Annotated in this window: 15 protein-coding genes; 4 read left to right on the top strand and 11 right to left on the bottom strand. The window is 70.0% G+C overall.

Annotated features, from left to right (window positions below; genetic code table 11):
• Nucleotides 1-115: 115 nt before the first annotated feature.
• The gene (locus C6Y14_RS38115) at nt 116-2200 is read right to left on the bottom strand and encodes a glycogen debranching N-terminal domain-containing protein (RefSeq protein WP_107021490.1); all 2085 of its coding nucleotides are present in this window, start codon (nt 2198-2200) and stop codon (nt 116-118) included.
• Between the two features lie 229 nt (nt 2201-2429).
• Nucleotides 2430-4211, bottom strand: a complete 1782-nt coding sequence (locus C6Y14_RS38110; protein WP_107021489.1) for a DUF4192 domain-containing protein — start codon at nt 4209-4211, stop codon at nt 2430-2432.
• 132 nt (nt 4212-4343) lie between these two features.
• On the opposite strand from C6Y14_RS38110, the gene C6Y14_RS38105 reads away from it, so the two are divergent.
• Both C6Y14_RS38105 and C6Y14_RS38100 read left to right on the top strand, forming a co-directional pair.
• A complete protein-coding gene (locus C6Y14_RS38105) occupies nt 4344-6506 on the top strand; it encodes a RecQ family ATP-dependent DNA helicase (protein WP_107021488.1) in 2163 nt (720 codons plus the stop codon).
• Between the two features lie 221 nt (nt 6507-6727).
• Entirely contained in the window at nt 6728-7354 is a 627-nt protein-coding gene (locus tag C6Y14_RS38100; protein ID WP_107021487.1) for a hypothetical protein, read from the top strand.
• 438 nt (nt 7355-7792) lie between these two features.
• Here the strand turns inward: C6Y14_RS38100 and C6Y14_RS38095 are convergent, their stop codons facing one another.
• From C6Y14_RS38095 to C6Y14_RS38085, 3 genes are all read right to left on the bottom strand, one after another.
• Nucleotides 7793-8422, bottom strand: a complete 630-nt coding sequence (locus C6Y14_RS38095) for a hypothetical protein (RefSeq protein ID WP_107021486.1) — start codon at nt 8420-8422, stop codon at nt 7793-7795.
• Nucleotides 8423-8490: 68 nt separating this feature from the next.
• Nucleotides 8491-9192 (bottom strand): ribonuclease HII, encoded by a 702-nt coding sequence (locus tag C6Y14_RS38090; RefSeq protein WP_107021485.1) that lies wholly within the window; start codon nt 9190-9192, stop codon nt 8491-8493.
• Between the two features lie 174 nt (nt 9193-9366).
• Complete coding sequence (locus C6Y14_RS38085) at nt 9367-9990, bottom strand: TetR/AcrR family transcriptional regulator (RefSeq protein WP_107021484.1); 624 nt, start codon at nt 9988-9990, stop codon at nt 9367-9369.
• 207 nt (nt 9991-10197) lie between these two features.
• Between C6Y14_RS38085 and C6Y14_RS38080 the strand changes: the two genes are divergently transcribed.
• Nucleotides 10198-11745 carry an MFS transporter gene (locus tag C6Y14_RS38080; protein WP_107021483.1) on the top strand — a complete coding sequence of 516 codons (1548 nt, stop codon included), beginning with the start codon at nt 10198-10200 and terminating at the stop codon, nt 11743-11745.
• A gap of 145 nt (nt 11746-11890) precedes the next feature.
• On the opposite strand, the gene C6Y14_RS38075 is transcribed toward C6Y14_RS38080, so the two are convergent.
• From C6Y14_RS38075 to C6Y14_RS38055, 4 genes are all read right to left on the bottom strand, one after another.
• The gene (locus tag C6Y14_RS38075) at nt 11891-13354 is read right to left on the bottom strand and encodes a DUF4153 domain-containing protein (RefSeq protein WP_225891499.1); all 1464 of its coding nucleotides are present in this window, start codon (nt 13352-13354) and stop codon (nt 11891-11893) included.
• A gap of 667 nt (nt 13355-14021) precedes the next feature.
• The gene (locus tag C6Y14_RS38065) at nt 14022-14933 is read right to left on the bottom strand and encodes an ADP-ribosylglycohydrolase family protein (RefSeq protein ID WP_107021481.1); all 912 of its coding nucleotides are present in this window, start codon (nt 14931-14933) and stop codon (nt 14022-14024) included.
• A gap of 215 nt (nt 14934-15148) precedes the next feature.
• Nucleotides 15149-15808 (bottom strand): histidine phosphatase family protein, encoded by a 660-nt coding sequence (locus C6Y14_RS38060; RefSeq protein WP_107021480.1) that lies wholly within the window; start codon nt 15806-15808, stop codon nt 15149-15151.
• Nucleotides 15809-15944: 136 nt separating this feature from the next.
• Nucleotides 15945-16550, bottom strand: a complete 606-nt coding sequence (locus C6Y14_RS38055; RefSeq protein WP_107021479.1) for a YdbC family protein — start codon at nt 16548-16550, stop codon at nt 15945-15947.
• Nucleotides 16551-16703: 153 nt separating this feature from the next.
• Here C6Y14_RS38055 and C6Y14_RS38050 point away from each other — a divergent pair, with 153 nt between their 5' ends.
• Complete coding sequence (locus tag C6Y14_RS38050) at nt 16704-17237, top strand: TerD family protein (protein ID WP_107021478.1); 534 nt, start codon at nt 16704-16706, stop codon at nt 17235-17237.
• A 153-nt stretch (nt 17238-17390) separates the two neighbouring features.
• On the opposite strand, the gene C6Y14_RS38045 is transcribed toward C6Y14_RS38050, so the two are convergent.
• Together C6Y14_RS38045 and C6Y14_RS38040 are read right to left on the bottom strand one after the other, a co-directional pair.
• Complete coding sequence (locus C6Y14_RS38045) at nt 17391-18506, bottom strand: hypothetical protein (protein ID WP_199855006.1); 1116 nt, start codon at nt 18504-18506, stop codon at nt 17391-17393.
• Nucleotides 18507-18702: 196 nt separating this feature from the next.
• Nucleotides 18703-21606 carry a vitamin B12-dependent ribonucleotide reductase gene (locus tag C6Y14_RS38040; RefSeq protein WP_107021477.1) on the bottom strand — a complete coding sequence of 968 codons (2904 nt, stop codon included), beginning with the start codon at nt 21604-21606 and terminating at the stop codon, nt 18703-18705.
• Nucleotides 21607-21615 lie beyond the last annotated feature (9 nt).

Here is a 21615-nt window from a genome sequence, read left to right as displayed (position 1 = left end):
ATAGTCGTCTGCCTGACGATAAACACTCTCTTCACCGGTCGCTCACATGGCTGATCCGACGCTCCCGGGCAGGAACCGCGGCCCCCGTGATCCCAGGTCCGCGGCAGGCCGGCCTTCACGCCCCCAGCTGCAGCCCGTCGGCCGCATCCTCGACCAGAGCAAGACCGAGCCTGCTGACGCGTACGGAGAAGGGGGCGCCCGCGACCCGCAGGCCGGTCAGCCCGATCTCTCCCAGCGGGGCACTGCGCACCGGACGCAGCGTCACCGTGCGAGCCGGGGCGTCGGGACGGATCCCGGTGAGTGTCGCGAGCAGGAGGACGCCGGCGGCCGCGGCGGTGGCCGCCGGTCGGCAGGCCGTCGGGTGCGGTACGGGGGAACCGCCTTCCGCGCGTTGCTCCCCCGCGTACATCTCCGGCAGCCGGTGACCGAAAGTCTCGGCCGCCGCCAGCACGCCCAGCAGTAGCGAACTCGCCTCCTTCTCGTAGCCCGCGGCTGCCAGTCCCGCCACGGCGAGAGCCGTCTCGTGGACGCGCACGGACCCGCTCCGGTGCCCGAACGGATTGTAACTCGTCTCCTTCACACCCAGGCTGCGCAGCCCCCAGCCGGAATCCATGTCGGGTCCGCCGAACAGACGCGCGAGTTGTTCCGTCTGCACCTTGTCGAGCAGGCCCGGGGCCGGTGCGCCGGCGCCGAGCAGTCCGGTGTCGAGCAGGTGGACACCGCCGGAGCCGAGGTGCGGCACGAGCCGTCCGCCCGGCAGTCGGGCCGCCGCCGGCCTGCCGCCCCCTCTGTCCTCGATCCAGAAGTCCTCCCTGAACGCGGTCCGCATCTCTCCCGCCCACTCCCGCAGCTCGGCACCGCCTCCCCTGCCGTACGCGTCGAGGAGGTCGGCGCCCAGCAGAGCGGCCCGGTGAGCGTGCGCCTGCGTCTCGCAGCGCCATGGCCCGCCCGGTGGCGGATCCGCCAGATACATGCCGTCACCGACAGCTGTCCGCAGCCACTGCAGACACCGTTCGGCCGCGGGCAGCAACTCCTCCGTCTCCGGCTCGGAGAGCCCCCAGCGACGGGCTTCCGCGAGCACCACGGGAAAAAGCAGCGTCGCTTCCTGCCCTGTGCAGCTCGGTGGCAGCTGGGCGCCGACCTGCCGACGCGGGCCGGGAATCAGTCCGGATCGCGGTCCGGCGGACGCCAGTTGGGTGCGGGCGAGAGTCCGCAGGGTTCCCGCGGCGAGGCGCGTGCCCAGCGGCAGAGTCATGCGCGCTGCCGCCAGGGCCTCGGACGGCGCCATGCCGCAGCGCCAGGGTGCGCCGGCCGCCAGGTGTATGTCGGACGGCTGAGCGGGATCACGCAGGAGAAGAGCCTGCAGATCCCCGATACTCCTGCGCAGCAGCGCCTCGGCCCTTGGATCGTCACTCGCGGCCCGAGCCGGAGCGAAGGGGCTCATGGCACTGCGCGCAACGGCTCGGACGGGCCCCGCCCCTGCCGGACCTACCTTCAGCTCCACGCTTCGGGTGCCGCCGGGAGGCAGTTCGAACTCCCAGCGCAGCAGCCCGGCGGAGGCCAGCGCATCCGAAGGCGGCGGTTCGGCAGTGACAACGGAGTTGTTGGTGGCGCACGACCACCGCATCCCTGAATCGTGGACACTGGCCGCCAGATCGGGACCGGCTCTCCCCGCCGCGACCGCACCCAGTTCGGCCAGGTCCGTGCCGAGCACCACCTCGACGGGGAGGCGCAGCGGTCGATCGGTCGCGCTGCGCAGGGTGATCCGCTCTGTCCCGTCCGCATGTCGCATCCGTTCGACCAGGACGTCCGGGTCGGGTCCACTGTCGGCGGAGAGGCTCAGGACCGCCACGAACCGCGCCTGGTCGGGCGCGACCATCCGGGCCTGGACCGCGAGCGGCTCCCGGCCCGCCACCCGCAGCCTGCATCGGGAGAGCATCCGCCGACCCGACCGGTAGAAGCCCTCCAGCCCGTGCCCCGTCAGTTGCCCCTGTTCCGTGGAGATCGCGAGTCCCGGCAGGGCGACACAGATCAGTGCGGTGTGGGCGGGTGGCAGAGTCACTGTGCCGCGCTGCACGTCCGGCGCCGTATGCGGGGCCAGGGCAGCGCCGCGGCCTATGGAGGGCTGCGCGGACCTCCCGAAGCGCGACGGGTCGCTGTTCGGAACGGAAGGTGTGGAGGACGGGATGGGCAGAGGCATGGGGCGGCTTCTTCTGTGCTCCGTCCGCTGAGTGGGTGCTCGGCGGTGATGAGGGCTCGGCCATGTGCGGGGACTCCGACGGGGCGCGGCCTGTGCGACGGCACGGCACGGCCGAGGGCTGCGCCACTCAGGTGAACGGGGCGGGCCTGCCCCGAGTCACGCCCTTGTCCGGGGAAGCGCTCTGATCGAACCCGCCCGGCCGATCCGTCGACACCGGCGCCCGGCCCGCCTACACACCGTTGTCCGGCGTCCTCGGCGTTCCAGGCCGCCCGACGCTCCCGGCACCCCCCGCGTTCCCCGCGCTTCGGCGAGAGCGAGCCGCGCCACCTGTGCTGCCAGCACCGCGGCCGGTGCTGCCGCCACCTCGGCCGGTGCTGTTGCCGTCTCGGCCCGAGCCACCCTCTGTGAGGGCTCCGGGGCCGGGAGAGGTGGACTTAGGACGCCGCGTGCCACCGGTACCGGCCGGTCGGGTACCAGGCCGGTCGGCCGCGCCCTCAGTAACCCGCGACCTGCGTCGGCGGCGGGCGGACCCCTTGACAGGCCCCGCCGGGGCGACTCCGAACAGCCCATCGGCGTCCGACGGCACCACAGGCACCGCAGGCACCGCAGGCGAGGCGAGCACCTCACCGTCGACACGATCGGCACGCTCCCCCCGTAGACAGCGGCGGATCGACTCCGGGTCCAGACCCTCGTTGCACGCCTGGTGGAGCAGCCTGGCGAAGAGGTACCCGGAATCCGCTCCGAGCGCCATGGCCAGGGCTTCGCGGGCCTCCAGTTCGTCGCCGGAGGACCAGGCGACCCACCCGGCGAGCGTGAGCGGCGCCGCTGCGTGCTCCCCGTACGAGCCGACGCAACGGCGTGCCAGGGCCCTCCACAGGCGCAGGGCCGGTCCGGCCTCGTCCCCTTCCATCCACTCCGCCGCCCGGTCCCGTGTCGTGCGGTCCTGCAGACCGAGGATCAACGTGGCCGCCTCCTCGTGACGCAGTAGCTCGTCGTCCCGGAGATCCGCCGGCAGTGTGCCGGGACCGGCGGCGGAGGTGGCGTCGGCGAACCGGCGCATGACCTGGTCGGCCAGCTCCAAGGTCCTGGCCGCCACACCTGCGCGGCTTCCCTCGTCCAGAATCCGGGGGATCAGCGCCATGCTCACCGCGTCGAGGGCGGATTCCTGATCCAGCGCCGCGTTGCTCTCCCATGGAGTGAGCCTCGCCCGCAGCTGCCGCAGGGTGCCCCGCACCTGGAGCCCGGCGTAGGTGGCGGCCGCGGCCAGCACGGACGTGCCCGGCAGCCCCATGGACGTACCGTCCGACGGGCAGCAGTGTTCGCTGGGGCAGCAGTACGACCAGAAGCGGCCGTCCGAGATGCACAGCGCCTCGACCACCGGCACGTCGAGCGCTCCGCAGGCCTTGCGCAGCAGTTGTGCGAGCGGACGCAGACGTTCCATCACGGCCCGGCCCGACTCTCCTTCCCCGGGTTCCTGGCAGAGGAAGGCGACCATGCTCTCGGGCAGGGCGCCCCTGCGCTCGCTGCCCTTCACCAGGCCGTGCGTCAGCTGCTGCGCCACGGACGGCCAGTCGTCCGCGTGGCCCGGGATGCCGAGTCGGGCCCGTCCGCCGAAACGGCCGCGCCCGTCCCTGTCGTGCAGGGCTACGAGCACGATGCTGTCCTCGGGCCGGTACCCGAGCAGGTACGGCAGGGCATCGGCCAGTTCGGCCGGAGTGCGGAGGGTGACCTGGTGGTCCGGACACAGGCTGCCGGTCCCGCCGTGTGCGGCGGCGCCCGCGCCGTGTGCCGAGTCGGCGGAGGTCGTACCGGCATGCCCCTTCCGCCGCCCGGCGCGGTCCGCGCCCGGCCCGCCTCGTCCACCCCACCCCTCGTGCCCGTCCTGCCGATCTTCCCCGCTCTGCCCGCTCTGCCCGCTCTGCTCGTCCGTGCTCTTCTGCTTGGCGATCTCGTCGCGGTGGCCTGTGTCACCGTCGCCGAGGTTCCCGGCCGGTTCGCTGTGGTTCGTCATGCCGTGACCATCCCGCGAAACCCGCAATTCCGCTTTGCCCTGTGGATAACCACGACCATGGCCACGTCAGAAGTTGTCCACAGCGGACCGGCTCATTCGCGCGATGTCCGACCCATCGGGTTGCATGGGGCCATGAGCAACGAAGAGCTGCGCACAGCGGCCGACACCGTCCTCGCCCGCCTCGTCGGCGCGCCGGGGGGCGACGCCCGGCTGCGCGAGGACCAGTGGCGCGCCATCGAGGCCCTCGTGGCCGACAAGCGCAGGGCCCTGGTCGTGCAGCGCACCGGCTGGGGCAAGTCCGCCGTGTACTTCGTCGCGACCGCGCTGCTGCGGGAGCAGGGAGCCGGTCCCACCGTGATCGTCTCCCCCCTCCTCGCTCTCATGCGCAACCAGGTCGAGGCAGCCGCACGCGCCGGCATCCGGGCGCGGACCATCAACTCGTCCAATGCGGAGGAGTGGGACACGATCCAGGACGAGGTGGCCGAGGGTGAGGTCGACGTCCTTCTGGTGAGCCCCGAGCGGCTCAACAACCCCGACTTCCGGGACCAGGTGCTGCCCAGGCTTGCGGCGGCGACCGGTCTCCTCGTGGTGGACGAGGCGCACTGCATCTCCGACTGGGGCCACGACTTCCGCCCGGACTACCGCCGCCTGCGCACCATGCTCGCCGACCTTCCCTCGGGCGTCCCGGTCCTCGCGACCACCGCCACGGCCAACGCGCGCGTGACGGCCGACGTCGCCGAGCAACTGGGCACCGGTGGGAGCACGGACGCCCTCGTCCTGCGCGGCCCCCTGGACCGCGAGAGCCTGAGTCTCAACGTGCTGCAACTGCCGGACGCCGCCCACCGGATGGGCTGGCTCGCCGAGCACCTGGGCGAGCTGCCCGGCTCAGGGATCATCTACACACTCACCGTGGCCGCCGCCGAGGAGGTCACCGCCTTCCTCCGGCAGGCCGGGCACACCGTGACCTCGTACACGGGGAAGACGGAGAACGCGGACCGCCAGCAGGCCGAGGAGGACCTGCTCGCCAACCGGGTCAAGGCCCTTGTCGCCACCTCGGCGCTGGGCATGGGCTTCGACAAGCCCGACCTCGGCTTCGTGGTGCATCTGGGTTCGCCGTCCTCACCCATCGCCTACTACCAGCAGGTGGGCCGCGCGGGCCGTGGTGTCGAGCATGCCGAGGTGCTGCTGCTGCCCGGCAAGGAGGACCAGGCGATCTGGCAGTACTTCGCATCGATCGCCTTCCCTCCGGAGGAGCAGGTCAGGCGCACCCTCGATGTTCTCGGCCAGGCGGGCCGTCCGCTGTCGCTCCCCGCGCTCGAACCCCTGGTGGAGCTGCGCCGGTCACGGCTCGAAACGATGCTCAAGGTCCTGGACGTGGACGGTGCCGTGAAGCGTGTCAAGGGCGGCTGGATCTCCACCGGCACCCCATGGACGTACGACACCGAGCGCTACGCGTGGGTCGCCAAACAGCGCGCGGCCGAGCAGCAGGCCATGCGCGACTACGTGACGACGACCGGCTGCCGGATGGAGTTCCTGCGCCGGCAGCTGGACGACGAGGGAGCCGCCCCGTGCGGTCGTTGTGACACCTGCACGAAGCCGCGGTTCTCCGACGCCGTGTCCTCGTCCGCACTGGACTCGGCGCGTGGCGAGCTCGGTCGCGCGGGTATCGAGGTGGATCCCCGGAAGATGTGGCCCACGGGCCTGCCCGCCGTGGGCGTCGACCTGAAGGGACGCATCCCGGCCGGGGAACAGGCCTCGATCGGACGGGCGCTGGGAAGGCTTTCGGACATCGGCTGGGGCAACCGGCTGCGGCCGATGCTCGTACCCCAGGCCCCGGACGGGCCTGTTCCGGACGACGTGGCACAGGCCGTCGTCGGCGTGCTGGCCGACTGGGCGAAGGGGCCGGGCGGCTGGGCCTCGGGCGGTTCAGGCGCCGTGCCACGCCCGGTCGGCGTGGTCACCATGGCCTCGCAGCGCCGGCCGCAGCTGGTGCAGACGCTGGGTGCACGGATCGCCGAGGTCGGCCGTCTGCCGCTGCTGGGCTCCATCGAGTACGCCCCGGGAGCCGACGCCGCCCAGGTCTCCAGAAGCAACAGCGCGCAGCGGCTGAAAGCTCTCGACGGCGCGCTCGTGGTGCCGCCCGGTCTGGCCGCGGCGCTCTCCGAAGCCGATGGACCTGTCCTGCTCGTGGACGACTCGACCGACACCGGCTGGACGCTCGCGGTGGCCGCGCGCATGCTGCGGCGGGCCGGCGCCCAGGGGGTGTTGCCGCTGGTACTCGCCGTGCAAGGTTGATTCCCGCGGTGCGGTGGTAAATACCGAGCAGGGATATAAGCAACGGATCGCCAGATAACGGTCGGTGGCCCCAATTGCTCGTTGCCGCAACCAAGTTCGACAGGAAGAATTGGCCTCGCGCCCCGCGTGACCTCCCGAGGTCGTCCGTTCGGGCTGTGCTGCGGCGCGCTCCCCCAGTCCGACCTCGCCCGCTGTGTGGGCGCGTAGCCGAAGGGAGGACCGTGACCTTCGGATTCGCTCCGTCCTCGGCGGCATCGATGTCGACGGCCGCCACTTCCGCCAATCCACTGACCCGGATGCTCGAACCCGCCGAATGGGCCGCTGCGGGGATTCCGCTTCTGCGCAATCCCCGGGAGGTCGTCAGCGGACTGCACTCCCGGCATCGGCCCGGCCCCACGACCGCGATCGTGGCTGTGCTCGACCCCGACGAACGGCTGAACGCGAGCGCTTCCTTCATCAGGCGGCCGGCTCCGGCGGACGGCTGGATGTTCCGCAACGCACTGCTCGCGCAGCTGCGCCGGGTCATCCCGCACGACCTGCGACGCCGGACACCGGTGCGTACCGCCGTGCTGCTCTACTGCCGTGACGGCGACGCGCGGTGGACGGAGGAGGACGGCGCGTGGATGTGGGGGCTGCGAGACGCCTGCACGCTGCATGGCCTGCGCTGCGGGGCCTACATCACACTGACACGTGACGGCTGGCAGGTGCTCGGCGAGGGACGCGGAGGACGCCGGCCCAACGCGGACTCGCCGCCGGAATCACTGGAGTCCCTCGCGGCGGCCGAGTCCATACAGCCGCGCACCGGCGGGTCCGCCTCGGAGGTACTGCGCCGCGCGGCCGCGCGCTGAGCACGGGCGCAGGCACAGGCACAGGCACAGGCTTCGGTACGACCGAACGCGACATCGACGCATCAGCACATGGGCGCATGGACACATGGGCGTATGGACACACCGGCACGGACACAGCCGTACCGACACCGACGCGATGCCGGACCTATGGCCGGACCTGACGCCGAAGCCGACAACGCCGGCGGACTTCGGCGTCACGCAGAACCCACGACCTCAATGCAGACGCGACCCCGGCACAGACACGGTTCCACCGCGGACACAGCCGCCTGCGCGCTCGGGCCCGGGCTCACGCTGACGCCCACACCGCACCACGACGACGACAGCACGCCGGCACATCCCCCGTACCGGCACACGTCGGACCGTCCTCTGTGCATGCTCCGAGCGGATGTCACCGCGATGGCATCCGAGTCGTGAGAGCCCCTGGAAGAACGGGGGTTCTCAGACTCCCGCGCCCAGCACCGCGTTGATCTGCTGCGGGTCTCCGCAGACGATCAGCAGGGTGCCGGCTCGGCCCAGGGCCAGCGGCAGCGCGGTGGCAGCGGTCGCGTCGGGCCCGCCATTGACGGCGACAACGACCACGGGCCGGGACGCGGCACGACCGACAGCGGAGGCGTCGGCGTAGAACACGTCGTCTCCCGCGTCGTGTTGGGCCCAGTACGCGGCCTCGCCGAAGGAGAGCTCGTGCGCGGCCCACGGATGGGGTTCGCCGGTGGTGATCACCAGCACCTCACCGGGGGCCCTGCCCGAGTCAAGGAGCAGGTCGACCGCTTCCTCGGCGGCGTCCAGCGCACCCTCGGCCGAGGCCGGGATCAGCTGGATCGTCGGGGTCGAGGCTGCGGCTGGGGCCGCCGGAGCGGCAGGCCCCGGCTTGGCCACGGCCGTGTCGCGCGGCGTGCGTTGCACAGGCGGCATCGGCCGGACAGGACCCGGACGGCCTGGACGCGGAGGTGCCGCGGGGCGGGGGCCGGGTACGGGGCGGGGGGTCGGCGCGGTCCGGCCGGTGGCCGGACTGACGCGGGGACCCTGGGCACTCTCGTGAATCTGAGGCTCCTCGGGAATGAGAGGCATGAGCTGATTTTTATCAAACGCCGGTGCGACTCGCTTAAGCGGGTGGCACATGAGTGCGAACGGAACGGTCAGAAGTCGAAGCCGAGTTGCCCTTCGATCTCCGGAACGCTTACGTCCGCCCAACTGCGGACCTTCTTGAGGTGCCGCCACTGGGGCAGCGCATCAAGATACGCCCACGACAGCCGGTGGTACGGGGTGGGGCCCCGCATCTCCAGTGCGGCCCGGTGAACCGGTGACGGATACCCGGCGTTGGCCGCAAAACCGAAGTCTGCATGGTCGACACCCAGTTCGGCCATCATTTTGTCGCGCTGGACCTTCGCGATCACCGAGGCCGCCGCCACGGAGACGCAGGACTGGTCGCCCTTGATCACCGTACGGACCTGCCACGGGATACCCAGATAGTCATGTTTCCCGTCGAGAATGACCGCGTCGGGACGCACCGGCAGCGCTTCGAGAGCGCGGCAGGCGGCCAGCCGCTGCGCGGCCGTCATCCCCAGCTGGTCGATCTCTTCCGGAGAAGCATGCCCCAGGGCGTACGACGTCACCCACTCCGCCAGTATCTCGGCGAGTGCTGTGCGCCTCTTGACGGTGAGGAGCTTGGAGTCGGTGAGGCCTTCGGGCGGGCGACGCAGGCCCGTGACCGCCGCGCAGACGGTGACCGGGCCGGCCCAGGCGCCGCGCCCCACCTCGTCGACACCGGCGATGACCTTGGCTCCGGTCGTGGCGCGCAGGGAGCGCTCGACGGTGTGGGTCGGTGGTTCGTACGGCATGACACGCTCAGCCTACGCCGCCCGGAACCGCGCACGACACCCGGTCCCCCGGGCGGCCCCAGGGCTGCCCCAAGGTCGCCCCGAAGCCTGCCCGGCGTCCCCCGGCGTCCCCCGGCGCCCCTTGGCTCCCGCCCGCGTCCGCCCGCGCTCGCCCGAAGCGCCCGCGAAGCCCGCTCAGACACCTTCCGGTCGCAGCAGCGGGACCATGAGCTGGTCGATCATCTCCTCGATGTCCCGCTCGTTCCATTCGCTCGCGCACACCTTGGAGCGGTACATCATCATCGCCGGAATGGCGTCGAGGACATAGGAGTTCGCCGCGTCCGGCCGGACCTCTCCCCGCCGGATCCCACGGTCGACGACCTCGCCGAGCAGGCGGATCGTCGGCTCCACGACCCCCGACAGGATCACCTCGTGAAAACGCTGGGCCTGGGACGAGTCGCATTCGTGAATCACCGAGCGCAGCGCGAATCCCGGGCGCGAGAACATCGCCGCGCGCGCCCGCTTGCACAGTTCCAGCAGGTCGTCGCGCACACCGCCAAGATCGGGAACGTCCACGAGCGACGGCAGCCCGGCCCGGAGCGCGTCCGCGACGAGATCCTCCTTCGACGGCCAGCGGCGGTAGACCGCCGCCTTCCCCGTCTGGGCGCCGGCCGCGACGCCCTCCATCGTGAGGCCGTTCCAGCCGACCGTACTGAGCTGCTCCAGCGCGGCATCGAGGATCGCGCGTTCGAGTACGGCGCCGCGTCTGCGCGGGGAGGCCGCCTGAGCGGGGGCGGCCGTCCAACTCGAAGTAACCATGAGCCTGTCTCCATGTGAGCGGGCGAGGGGCGCGGACGTTCGGACACCTGCACGTACGCGCCGTACGGACTGGGGTCCGTGAGCGGTCAAGTGACATCAATCGGCGGCGACTTCAGTGAACGCTTGCGTTCACTGTCGGGGACTCACTACCTTTTGACGCGACAGTGAACGCGAGCGTTCACTAACGCACTCGTGGGGGACTCAATAGTGACAACCTCTCCGTTGATCAAAGATCAGAAGCCGGGAGCGGCCCGCCGGGAGGGGCATCCCGGCATCGCGCTCACCGTCATCGCGGCCTGCCAACTCATGGTGGTACTCGACGCGACGATTGTGAACATCGCGCTCCCGCACATTCAAGGCGCGCTCAAGTTCTCCACCACGGATCTCACCTGGGTGGTCAGCGCCTACACGCTCACGTTCGGCGGTCTGCTGCTGCTCGGCGGCCGGGCCAGCGACATCCTCGGCCGGCGCCGGGTCTTCATGTCCGGCATCCTGCTCTTCACGGTCGCCTCGCTGCTCGGCGGACTCGCCCAGGAGCCCTGGCAGCTGCTGGCGGCACGCGCCCTCCAAGGGGTGGGCGGCGCGATCGCCTCCCCCACCTCGTTGGCGTTGATCACGACGACGTTCCCCGAAGGGCCGGAGCGCAACCGGGCGTTCGGGGTGTTCGCTGCGGTCTCGGCCGGCGGCGGCGCGATCGGGCTGCTCGCCGGCGGCATGCTCACCGAGTGGCTCGACTGGCGCTGGGTGCTCTTCGTCAACGTACCCATCGGTGTACTGATCGCCGTGGTCACACCGCTCTACATCAGCGAGTCCGAACGGCATCCCGGGCGCTTCGACATCGCGGGCGCGCTGACCTCGACGCTCGGTATGGCCTCGCTCGTCTACGGCTTCATCCGGGCCGCGGAGGAGGGCTGGCGGGACAGTCTCACCATCGCGTCCTTCGGCACCGCGGTCGTCCTTCTGGTGGCCTTCGCGCTGGTCGAGTCCCGGGCCAAGGAACCGATCACACCGCTGCGGATGTTCGCCGACCGCAACCGCTCGGGTACGTACGTCATCATGCTGAGCCTGGCCGCGGCGATGTTCGGCATGTTCTTCTTCATCGTTCTCTTCGTACAGAACGTGCTGCAGTACACGCCCATCGAGGCCGGCCTGGCCTTCCTCCCCATCACGGTGGCGATCGGCGTCGGCGCGGGTCTGTCGCAGCGGTTCCTGCCGGTGCTCGGCCCGAAACCGTTCATGGTGGTCGGCTCGACACTGGTGGTGTTCGGACTCGGCTGGCTCACCCTCATCGATCCCGGAAGTTCGTACGTCAGCGGTGTGCTCGGTCCGATGCTGCTGTTCGGCTTCGGCATGGGACTGAACTTCGTGACGCTGACCCTGACCGCGGTCTCCGGCGTCGCCGCGCACGAAGCGGGCGCCGCGTCCGGACTGCTCAACGCCACGCAGCAGGTGGGCGGTTCGCTCGGCCTCTCCATCCTCACGACGGTCTTCGGTACGGCGAGCCGTGACGAGGCGGAGAAGCAGGTCGCGGACTTCATGGCCAACGCCTCGGCCGAGCAGAAGGCGGAATTCGCCACGACGCACCAACTGCCCGCTCCCTGGAGTCACGAGGTGCTCGCCCAGGGCATCTCCACGGCCTTCCTGCCGGCCGTCGCCATGGCCGTGCTGGCTCTGGCCGTCGCCACACTGGTCATCCGGGTCCGCAAGAGCGACCTGGAGGCGCTGTCGGGCACAGCGGGGGTCCCGGCGGGCTGACCGGCCAACGTCACGGACACGAGGAGCAGGCCGGTCCGCCGTACTGGAAACGGCGGACCGGCCTGCTTGGTTCCCCTGCGATCGAGACGGCGGCATCAGCGGTACAGGAGGTGCACGCAGGTGTACGCACCCTCCGCGTCCTTACTCAGCGGTACGCCAGGTCCTGGTCCAGGCGGCTGCACACGCGCCAGTCGGCCTCGGGGGACGGCTTCCGCTCGTCGAGGATGTTCCGGGCGCGTGCCTCGCCATAGCTCGTGGCGTACCAGGGGTCGGCGTTCTCCCCCAGGTCCTCGTCGATGGTTTTCAGGGCACAGGACCGGAGCGGCTCATCAAGTTTGTCCAGAGCCGGCACGGCATCGGCGGACAACCCGCGCGCGTAGTCGAGGTCGAACGTGCCCGTCCGCTCGTACCGCTGGACATTGCGCTCGGCGATCAGGCCGTCGGGCGACACCAGCCCGAAGACGAGCACTGTCGCGGCGGCACTGGCCAGCACCACGCGCGGCAGCCAGCGGGCTCCGAGGACGCCGGCCGCCATGATGAGCACGATGACCAGGCCGAGCCAGAGTTCGACGGTCACCACGGAGATCCGCAGCCGGGTCAGCCCGTACGCCTCCACGTACATGTCCATACGCCGCACCGCCGAGGCCACGACCACGAGGGCGAGGGCACAGAGGATGCCGAGGACGGCGCGTACCAGCGTTCCGTCGCGCGGGTCGTCCCGGGGCGCCCAGCGCAGGGCCAGGACGATGACGAGCAGGGTGAGGAGCGTGACCAGGAGCAACTGCCAGAAGCCCTGACGCGCGTACTCGGCGTACGTCTGGCCGGTCTTGTCCAGGACAGCGTCGTATCCGCCGAGCAGGACGACGAGCTGGACGGCGTTGAAGACAGCGAAGAGCGCGATGAGCACGACCAGGGGCAGTGCCCACTCGGCGCGGCCGCGGGCGCGTCCCGGGGGCACCGCGACGCGGTCCCACCGAACCGGTGCCGCGGCCGTGTGCGCCGCCGCCAGAGCGCCGACCACGCCGATCACAAACAGAAGGACGTGCCAGGGGCCGCCGGAGACCGACGCGTCGGGCACGAGGTCCGCCAGGAGGTCGGCGAAAGCCGCGTCCGCACCGGCGAAGAGGGCGCCGAAGACCACCAGCAGAACGACGGCCACCAGGATCGCGCGCAGCATCGGGCCCACGTTGCCGCGTGCCCCGCCGGTCCGCTCGCGCAGCCCGCGCCAGCCCCAGCCCGGACCGGTGACCAGCGAGGTGTAGAGGCCGATCGGGCCGAACAGCATCCCTGTCCAGGTACGGCCGCCGTGCAGGGCGAGCGAGCCCACCGCCAGAGCCGCGACGACGGCGAGGAACGACGGCCAGCCGGCGTCTCGCAGCGCCGGAACCACCAACAGGGCGAGCGCGCCACCGCCCCACACCAGCGTCCAGGGACGTGGCCGTCGGCCCGCTCTCCCGGCCGCGAAGTACACGCCGAGCGTGATCGGTATCGCCACCAGCAGGAGATTGAGCGCCAGGCCCTCTCCGAGCAGGAGCATGCTGAGCAGACCGGTGGCCAGGGCGGCCCAGAGGGTCGCGGTACGGACGGGTGCGGGAGTTTCCGCCTGGATGTCCGCGAACCAGGACTCGACGGCGGGGCCGTCCCAGCCTCCGTCCTCGCCGGGGTCCGTCGCGACGGAGCCGTTCTCACCCGAACCGGAGTCCGCGCCCCCGCCCGAACCGGAGTCCGCGTCCCCGCCCGTGGCCTCGCCCGTGGCCTCGCCCGAACCGGAGCCCGCGCCCCCGCCTGTGGCCTTGGCCGCATCCGGGTCCGGGTCCGGGTCCGGGTCCGGATCCGGATCCGAGCCCACGGCCGCCCCCGCCCCCGTGCTCTCGGCGCCGGAGCGGGCCGCGGGAACGGTGCCCTCCGGCTTGGCAGACTCCCCCGGCTCCTCGGTCTCCGACTCTCTCGGCTCGGCCTCGGACGGTTTGTCGGACACAGGACCCCCTCCCCGACCGGTCCGGGCACCACGCAGCGCACGGCTGCGCGGGGAAGCTCAGGAACCGGTTCTCGTCGGCGCCGACTCTCGATGATCAATGCTTGATGATCAACGATCGGCGTGGCGGAAAGGGTAACCGCGGGCCTCTCGGGACAGCGGGGCGCGGCTTGTCTGTGGCAGGGCTGTGACAGGGACCGGCACTTGGGGCGGGCAAAAAGAGGGCACACGCGCGTGGCCACGAACTGAGCCCGGCACCCCGCCCACCCCAGGGCAGCCCCAGGGCAGTCCTGGAACAGCCCTAGATCGCGTCCGCCGGTGTCAGCCAGCCCGGCAGCGCCTCGGTGTGCTCCAGCCACTCCGCAGGAGGCGCCCCGGCCGTGCCGGCGGCCACCACGCCTCCGACGATGGCGCAGGTCGTGTCCATGTCGCCCCCCACCTGGGCGGTGGCCCAGAAGCCGCCTGCGTAGTCGCCGAGGGCCCGCGCCGCCGACCAGAGCGCGAAGGGCACCGTGTCGTGCGCGGTCGTGCGTCGGCCGCAGCCGAGGACGGCCGCCACTGTGGTCGTGTCCCCGTAGTCGAGCATGTCCCGGGCGCGCCGCAGACCCGCTCCCACGGCGCTGCGCGGCACGAGACCGATGACGCCGTCGAGCAGCGCGCCGGGCCCGGGCGGACCCCCTGGCGCCGCGGCCAGCGCGGCGGCGGCCGCCACGGCCATGGCGCCGACCACCGCTTCGCGGTGCTGATGAGTGGGATACGCCGAGATCTCGGCCTGGTGCGTGGCCTGCTCCGGGTCGTCCGCGTACCAGGCGCCCAGCGGCGCGATCCGCATCGCCGCACCGTTGCCCCATGAGCCCTGTCCCTTGAAGAGGGCCGAGGACAGTTCGCGCCAGTCGCCGCCCTCCCGGATCTGCCGCAGCAGCCGGTCCACCGCGGGACCGTAGTCCCGGTCGGCGTCGTGGCGCTCGGCGAAGGAGCGGGCCAGTTCGTCCTGGTCGATGCGGTGGTGGGCGGCCAAAGTGGCCACTACGGAGGCGGCCATTTCCGTGTCGTCGGTCCATGTCCAGGGCCCTGGCGGCAGTGTGCGGTCCTGGAGCAGCGGATAGTTCGCGGGTACGAAGAACTGTGAGCCCAGCGCGTCCCCGACCGCGAGACCGCGCAGGCTGGCCAGGGCGCGGTCGAGGCGCCCGGCGGGAGAGGAGTCAGCGGTCATCGCCCTGCCACTCTAGTTCGTTGCTCACGGATTCCAGACAAAGGACAACAGACGCGGATAAAAGATAGCCGCCGCCTGACACAGGCACCGAATGGCGAATGACGGATCGCGGATCGCGGATCGCGGATCGGTGATGACGGATGACGGACACCGAATGGCCGATGACAAACGGCGGATGAAGGAGCCAGCGCCACTCCGTTACCGCCATGAGCCCCTTAGCCGATGGCCCCGTACGACTCCGGATCACGCCAGCGTTCGAAGGGACGGTCGATCGTGTAGCGGCCGTCCTCCCCGAGGACGAGCATCCGCATCTCCGCGTTCCCGGGGTTCGACAGCGACTCGAACTCGGCGACCGTCCAGTGGAACCAGCGCATGCAGAACAGCCGCATGGCCAGACCGTGGGTCACCAGGAGCACGTTGGGCGGGTGGTCGGGTGCCTCGAAGCTCCGGAAGAGGCTCTCCAGGAAGTTGCCGACCCGGTCGTACACATCGGCGCCTGACTCGCCCTGCGCGAAGCGGTAGAAGAAGTGCCCGTACGCGTCGCGATAGGCCTTCTGGAGACGTACGTCGTCCCGGTCCTGCCAGTTCCCCCAGTCCTGCTCACGCAGCCGGGGCTCCTCGCGGACGCGGACCTGGGCGGGGTCGAGATGGAAGGACCTGAAGGTCTCGTGGGTGCGGCGGTACGGGGAGACGTAAACGCTTACCTGCTCGTTGCCGAAGACCTCTCTGAGCCGCTTGCCCGTCTCCTCCGCCTGTCGCCACCCCTTCTCGGTGAGTGCCAGAGCGTGGTCGGGTTCACGCTCGTAGACGGAGTCATCGGCATTGCCCACCGACTCGCCGTGCCGGACAAGAACGATGCGCCGTGGACGTGCCATACCGGAACCCTAGATCGGGTCACGCCCGATCGAGCACTCGTACGGGCTTCATACGTCACAGGTCACACAGATCGCGGTCTCGTGAGACGCCCTCGGACGGCGTCGGAGCGCCCTCAGGACACCGCCGAAGATGCCATCAGACGGTCCAGGTCGGTTCCAGCTGGATGATGTCCCCCGTGAGCGCCACGACGTCCGCCTCTATCTGGGCGCGCAGAGCGAGCCGCTCCACCCGCTCGGCGCGGTACTTGCCGTGCTCGGCAGCCGACTGCCACATCGACAGGACCAGGAACTCGGGGCCGGGCGCCTCCCCGAACAGGCCACGCACCATGCCGGGCGAGCCGGCCATCGCCGGGTTCCAGACCTTCTCCTGCATCAGCGCGAAGTGCTCGGCGCGCTCCTCGTGCACGCGACAGTGCGCCACCCGCACGAGATCGGCCTCCGTGAAGCGCGGCTCGAAGCCGGTCTTCACGTCGAAACGGTGGTCGAAGAGTGTGGCGTACTGGTCCTTGAAGGTGCCCGACTGGGACGCGGCCAGCCGGTCATGGGAGCGCGCCATGAAGGAGTCGTAGAAGGCACGGCTCTCCCAGAAGGCGAAGATGTGGGCCACTCCGGGCCTTCCCCGGCTCCAGCCCCCGCCCTGCCCCCGGAATCCCGGCTCCCCCAGAAGTCCCGCCCATTTTCGCTGTCCCCGTTCGAAACCGCGGCGGTCCACCACGGTGCAGCGAATCCACTTGACCAGCACGGCGCCATCGTAAGGCCCAGGAACGTGGCGTCGGTCACGGTCGGGCGCACTGCATCCGCGCGAGCGCCCCCGGGTGCGTGGCACGATAAGCAACACGCCTCAGCTGCCCGGCAGTTGAGGCGTCCGACGCAGGGGCACCAGGAGGGATGTGCGGTGAACGGCCTCAACAAGGGCATCAGCAAGGTCGAGGTTTCGGTGAAGTGGGATCCCAGTCCCACCGGCGAACCGGCCATCGATCTCGACATCGTCGCCGCCACCTATCTCGCGACCGACACCCAGGAAGATCCCGACTACGTAGTGCACTTCGGCAGCCGTTCCCCGGACGGCACCATCTACCTCAACCGGGACAGCAAGGACGGCAAGGGCTTCGGCTGGGACGAGGTGATGACCCTGGAGCTGAGCCGTCTCAACAAGCGCTACGCGCGCGTGATGGTCGGCGTCGCCATACAGCAGCGCACCGGACGGCGCACGTTCGTCGGCGTCACCAACCCGGCCCTGCGGATCCGCGAGGGCTACACCGTCCTGTCCGAGGGCGACTTCGGCGCCGTCCTCGGGGCCACGGCCACGACGGTCGCCGAGTTCGTACGTGACGACTCCGGAGAGTGGACCTTCCGTCCCGCCGTCCAGGGCTTCGACGCGGACCCGGCGACCTTCGCAAGGATCATGGGCAACGCCGACGCGTCCTGAGGCCACGCGGCTCTCGCGCACGCGCATGCGCACGCTCCCGCACTGAAAGTACGCGGACACGCCGAAGGGGCGGTACAGCCTGTGGCTGCACCGCCCCTTCGGCATGTGGGTCCGCTGTGGATACTGACGGAGAGCACTCATTCCTGACGTGCGCTATTCCTCGGCATCTGGCTCTCGATCGGGGAACGCGCGCAGCCTCAGCTGTGGCGCCCTGTGGTCGGCGAGCCACCGCATCCGGTTGTCATCCGCCGCGATCCCGGCACGTGCGGCCTGGGTCCACTCCTCGCGGTCGAGCACCTCAAGGTAGATCGCCCGGAGCGCTTCCTGTTGTGCCGCTGTGCACCCCGCAGCCTTGGGAGGCTCCGTAGTCAGGTGCTGAGTGAGCACCGCGATCGTGAAGTAGCGCTCCATGGTCGGGCTGAGCAAACCCACATGACGGGCATGAGCTTCCAGGACCACTCTCGAATGGGGGTAGTGAGCGAGGGTGAGTCCCATCCCCCCGCAGTCGCTCATGAGATGGAGTAGCCGACCGATGTGGTCGACCATCTCGCTGTCAGTGTCGAGCTCTGCAAGCGCCTCATGGAGTCTGGCGACTGTGGCGACCTCGCCGGCGAAGTATCCGTTGAGGAAGTCGCCGTCACAGGCCCTGCGCAGCAGCCATCGTCGGGCAGCTGGGTCATCGAGTCTGCAGAGAGCCTCAACGGCATAGACACGTCCCCAGCCGGTGACTCGCTCGGCGAGCCAGAGCAGGGCTTCGACTCCTCCTGTCTGCCGCTCGAAGGCGTACGCCGCCAGCGGCCCGAAGCGGTCGGAGAGCAGCCCGATCGTCTGTATCAGTGGGATGTCGTCAGCTGTTCCCACAACGGCGAGCAGGGCAAGCCCGACAGTGACTGAGCAGCGATCGGTGCCATAGCGGACCAGCCAGCGGCCCGTTTGACGAGCGCGTTCCGTGTCCACCCGCGCAGCCGCGGCGGCGATGTGCTCGTTGTGGTGAATCGGGACATAGACGTCGTGGAAGACGTCGGCCAGTTCGCTGGGCAAGGCAGAGGGCCTCGCGAAATGCGCGTCCAGAATGAGCGCAATATCCTTGCCGGCCAAGTGCCGGCCTCTGGGCGCCTTCGGGCCTCGGCGACGGTGCAACGCGTCGTCGGGAAAGGGGTACCCGTCGCGCGGAAGCGGCTCGTCCGGAACCAGTTGATGCAGCCGCAGCGCGTGGTCGAACAGCGTTGTCGGTGATCCGGGCAGTCCTGTCCCGGTCGTCCCGCTCATCGGCGGACGGAGGACTCGATTCTCTTGATCATGGCCCGGAGCATGCCACGAGAGCAATCGCCGCGACAAGCCCTCGACCCGGCCGCGCGTTGCATCAAACACAACAGCCAGGCGTCACGCTAGTCGAGGGCGGTGGAGCCGCGAGACCGGCTCCACCGCCCTGACCAGTTATTTCACGCCCTGAAGGCGCCCGGTGTCAGCTGCAGCCGCTCGTCGAACCGCAGCCCTCGCAGATGTAGCAGGAACCGGCCCGCTGCATCTTCGTACCGCAGGAGAAGCACAGGGGGGCGTCCGCCTGGATGCCCAGCTGCATCTCCACCAGTTCGGCACTGGTGTGGGCCTGCAGCGGAGCGGGCTTGACCGCTTCGACCTCGGCCTTGGGGGTGACGACGGCCTTCAGCTCCTGCGCGCGGGGCGCGGACTGGGCCAGCCCCTCGACGTCGACCTCGTCCTCGCCGGCCTCGTACGAGCCCGTCTCCAGGTGTCGCTGCCGCTCGTCGGCCGAGTGGATGCCGAGGGCGGAACGCGTCTCGAAGGGCAGGAAGTCGAGCGCCAGGCGGCGGAAGATGTAGTCGACGATCGACTGCGCCATCCGCACGTCCGGGTCGTCCGTCATACCGGCCGGCTCGAAGCGCATGTTCGTGAACTTGGAGACGTACGTCTCCAGGGGGACGCCGTACTGCAGGCCTACGGAGACGGCGATCGAGAAGGCGTCCATCATGCCCGCGAGGGTGGAGCCCTGCTTCGACATCTTCAGGAAGACCTCGCCGAGACCGTCGTCCGGGTAGGAGTTGGCGGTCATGTAGCCTTCGGCGCCGCCGACCGTGAAGGACGTGGTGATGCCGGGACGGCCCTTGGGGAGGCGCTTGCGGACCGGGCGGTATTCGACGACCTTCTCGACCGCGGTACGGATGGTGTCCTCGGCCTTGGCCGTGACGGCGTCCGTGACGGTCTTCTCCTTCTCCTTGGTCTTCGCGGAGAGGGGCTGGCCGACCTTGCAGTTGTCGCGGTAGATCGCGAGCGCCTTGACGCCCATCTTCCACGCCTCGAAGTAGACCTCTTCGACGTCCTCGACGGTCGCCGTCTCCGGCAGGTTGACCGTCTTGGAGAGCGCGCCGGAGATCCACGGCTGGATCGCGGCCATCATGCGGACGTGGCCCATCGCGGAGATGGAACGCTCGCCCATGGCGCAGTCGAAGACCTCGTAGTGCTCGGTCTTGAGGCCCGGGGCGTCGATCACATTGCCGTTCTCGGCGATGTGGGCGACGATCGCCTCGATCTGCTCCTCCTGGTAGCCCAGGCGGCGCAGGGCCTGCGGGACGGTGCCGTTGACGATCTGCATCGAGCCGCCGCCGACCAGCTTCTTGAACTTGACCAGGGCGAGGTCGGGCTCAAGGCCGGTGGTGTCGCAGGACATCGCGAGACCGATGGTGCCGGTCGGGGCGATGACCGAGGCCTGCGCGTTGCGGAAGCCGTTCTTCTCGCCGAGACGCAGCACGTCCTGCCAGGACTCCGTGGCGGCGGCCCAGATCGGCGTGTCCAGGTCGTCCACGCGGGGGGCCACGGCGTTGGCGTCGGAGTGCTGCTTCATGACGCGCTGGTGCGGCTGCGCGTTGCGGGCGTAGCCGTCGTACGGGCCGACGACCGCGGCGAGCTCCGCGGACCGCTTGTACGAGGTGCCGGTCATCAGCGAGGTGATGGCGCCGGCGAGGGAGCGGCCGCCGTCGGAGTCGTACGCGTGACCGGTCGCCATCAGCAGGGCGCCGAGGTTGGCGTAGCCGATGCCCAGCTGGCGGAAGGCGCGGGTGTTGTCGCCGATCTTCTGCGTCGGGAAGTCCGCGAAGCAGATCGAGATGTCCATCGCCGTGATGACGAGCTCGACGACCTGCGAGAAGCGCTCGACGTCGAAGGACTGGCGGCCCTTGCCGTCGTCCTTCAGGAACTTCATGAGGTTCAGCGAGGCGAGGTTGCAGGACGTGTTGTCCAGGTGCATGTACTCGCTGCACGGGTTCGAGCCGTTGATACGGCCGGACTCCGGGCACGTGTGCCAGCGGTTGATCGTGTCGTCGTACTGGATGCCCGGGTCGGCGCACGCCCAGGCCGCCTCCGCCATCTTGCGGAAGAGCTCCTTGGCGTCGACCTCCTCGATGACCTCGCCGGTCATGCGGGACGTCAGGCCGAACTTCTCGCCGTTCTCGACGGCCTTCATGAACGTGTCGTTCACGCGGACCGAGTTGTTGGCGTTCTGGTACTGGACGGACGTGATGTCGTCGCCGCCCAGGTCCATGTCGAAGCCCGCGTCGCGCAGGGCGCGGATCTTCTCCTCTTCCTTGACCTTGGTCTGGATGAAGTCCTCGATGTCGGGGTGGTCGACGTCGAGGATGACCATCTTGGCGGCGCGGCGTGTGGCGCCACCCGACTTGATCGTTCCTGCGGAGGCGTCGGCACCGCGCATGAAGGAGACAGGACCCGAGGCGTTGCCGCCGGAGGAGAGCAGCTCCTTGGAGGAGCGGATCCGGGAGAGGTTCAGGCCGGCGCCGGAGCCGCCCTTGAAGATCATGCCCTCTTCCTTGTACCAGTCGAGGATCGACTCCATGGAGTCGTCGACGGCCAGGATGAAGCAGGCGGAGACCTGCTGCGGCTGGGGCGTGCCGACGTTGAACCACACCGGCGAGTTGAAGCTGAAGATCTGGTGCAGGAGGGCGTACGCCAGCTCGTGCTCGAAGATCTCGGCGTCAGCCGGCGAGGAGAAGTACTTGAAGTCCTCTCCGGCCTTCCGATACGTCTTCACGATGCGGTCGATGAGCTGCTTGAGGCTCACCTCGCGCTGCGGAGTGCCCACGGCACCCCGGAAGTACTTGCTGGTGACGATGTTGACCGCGTTCAACGACCAGAAGTCGGGGAACTCGACGCCACGCTGCTCGAAATTGACCGAGCCGTCGCGCCAATTGGTCATGACGACGTCACGGCGCTCCCAGGACACCTCGTCGTACGGGTGCACGCCCGGGGTGGTGTGGATGCGCTCGATACGCAGTCCCTTGGTGGCCTTGGTGCCCTTCGCGCGGGAACCTCGTGCCGGACCGCTCGCCGTCTCTGTCATGCCGCCTCC

The organism is Streptomyces dioscori, from assembly GCF_003024195.1.
GTDB lineage: Bacteria > Actinomycetota > Actinomycetes > Streptomycetales > Streptomycetaceae > Streptomyces > Streptomyces dioscori.
The sequence above is the reverse complement of the archived record's forward strand: the minus strand, read 5'-3'. Positions and strand labels throughout refer to the sequence as shown.

Bases quoted from the DNA above. Each gene is read 5' to 3' on its own strand.
- C6Y14_RS38105 (WP_107021488.1), top strand. From the start codon at position 4,344: ATGAGCAACGAAGAGCTGCGCACAGCGGCCGACACCGTCCTCGCCCGC.
- C6Y14_RS38115 (WP_107021490.1), bottom strand. From the start codon at position 2,200: ATGCCTCTGCCCATCCCGTCCTCCACACCTTCCGTTCCGAACAGCGAC.
- C6Y14_RS38060 (WP_107021480.1), bottom strand. From the start codon at position 15,808: ATGGCACGTCCACGGCGCATCGTTCTTGTCCGGCACGGCGAGTCGGTG.
- C6Y14_RS38090 (WP_107021485.1), bottom strand. From the start codon at position 9,192: ATGCCGTACGAACCACCGACCCACACCGTCGAGCGCTCCCTGCGCGCC.
- C6Y14_RS38095 (WP_107021486.1), bottom strand. From the start codon at position 8,422: ATGCCTCTCATTCCCGAGGAGCCTCAGATTCACGAGAGTGCCCAGGGT.
- C6Y14_RS38065 (WP_107021481.1), bottom strand. From the start codon at position 14,933: ATGACCGCTGACTCCTCTCCCGCCGGGCGCCTCGACCGCGCCCTGGCC.
- C6Y14_RS38045 (WP_199855006.1), bottom strand. From the start codon at position 18,506: ATGAGCGGGACGACCGGGACAGGACTGCCCGGATCACCGACAACGCTG.
- C6Y14_RS38040 (WP_107021477.1), bottom strand. From the start codon at position 21,606: ATGACAGAGACGGCGAGCGGTCCGGCACGAGGTTCCCGCGCGAAGGGC.
- C6Y14_RS38085 (WP_107021484.1), bottom strand. From the start codon at position 9,990: ATGGTTACTTCGAGTTGGACGGCCGCCCCCGCTCAGGCGGCCTCCCCG.
- C6Y14_RS38110 (WP_107021489.1), bottom strand. From the start codon at position 4,211: ATGACGAACCACAGCGAACCGGCCGGGAACCTCGGCGACGGTGACACA.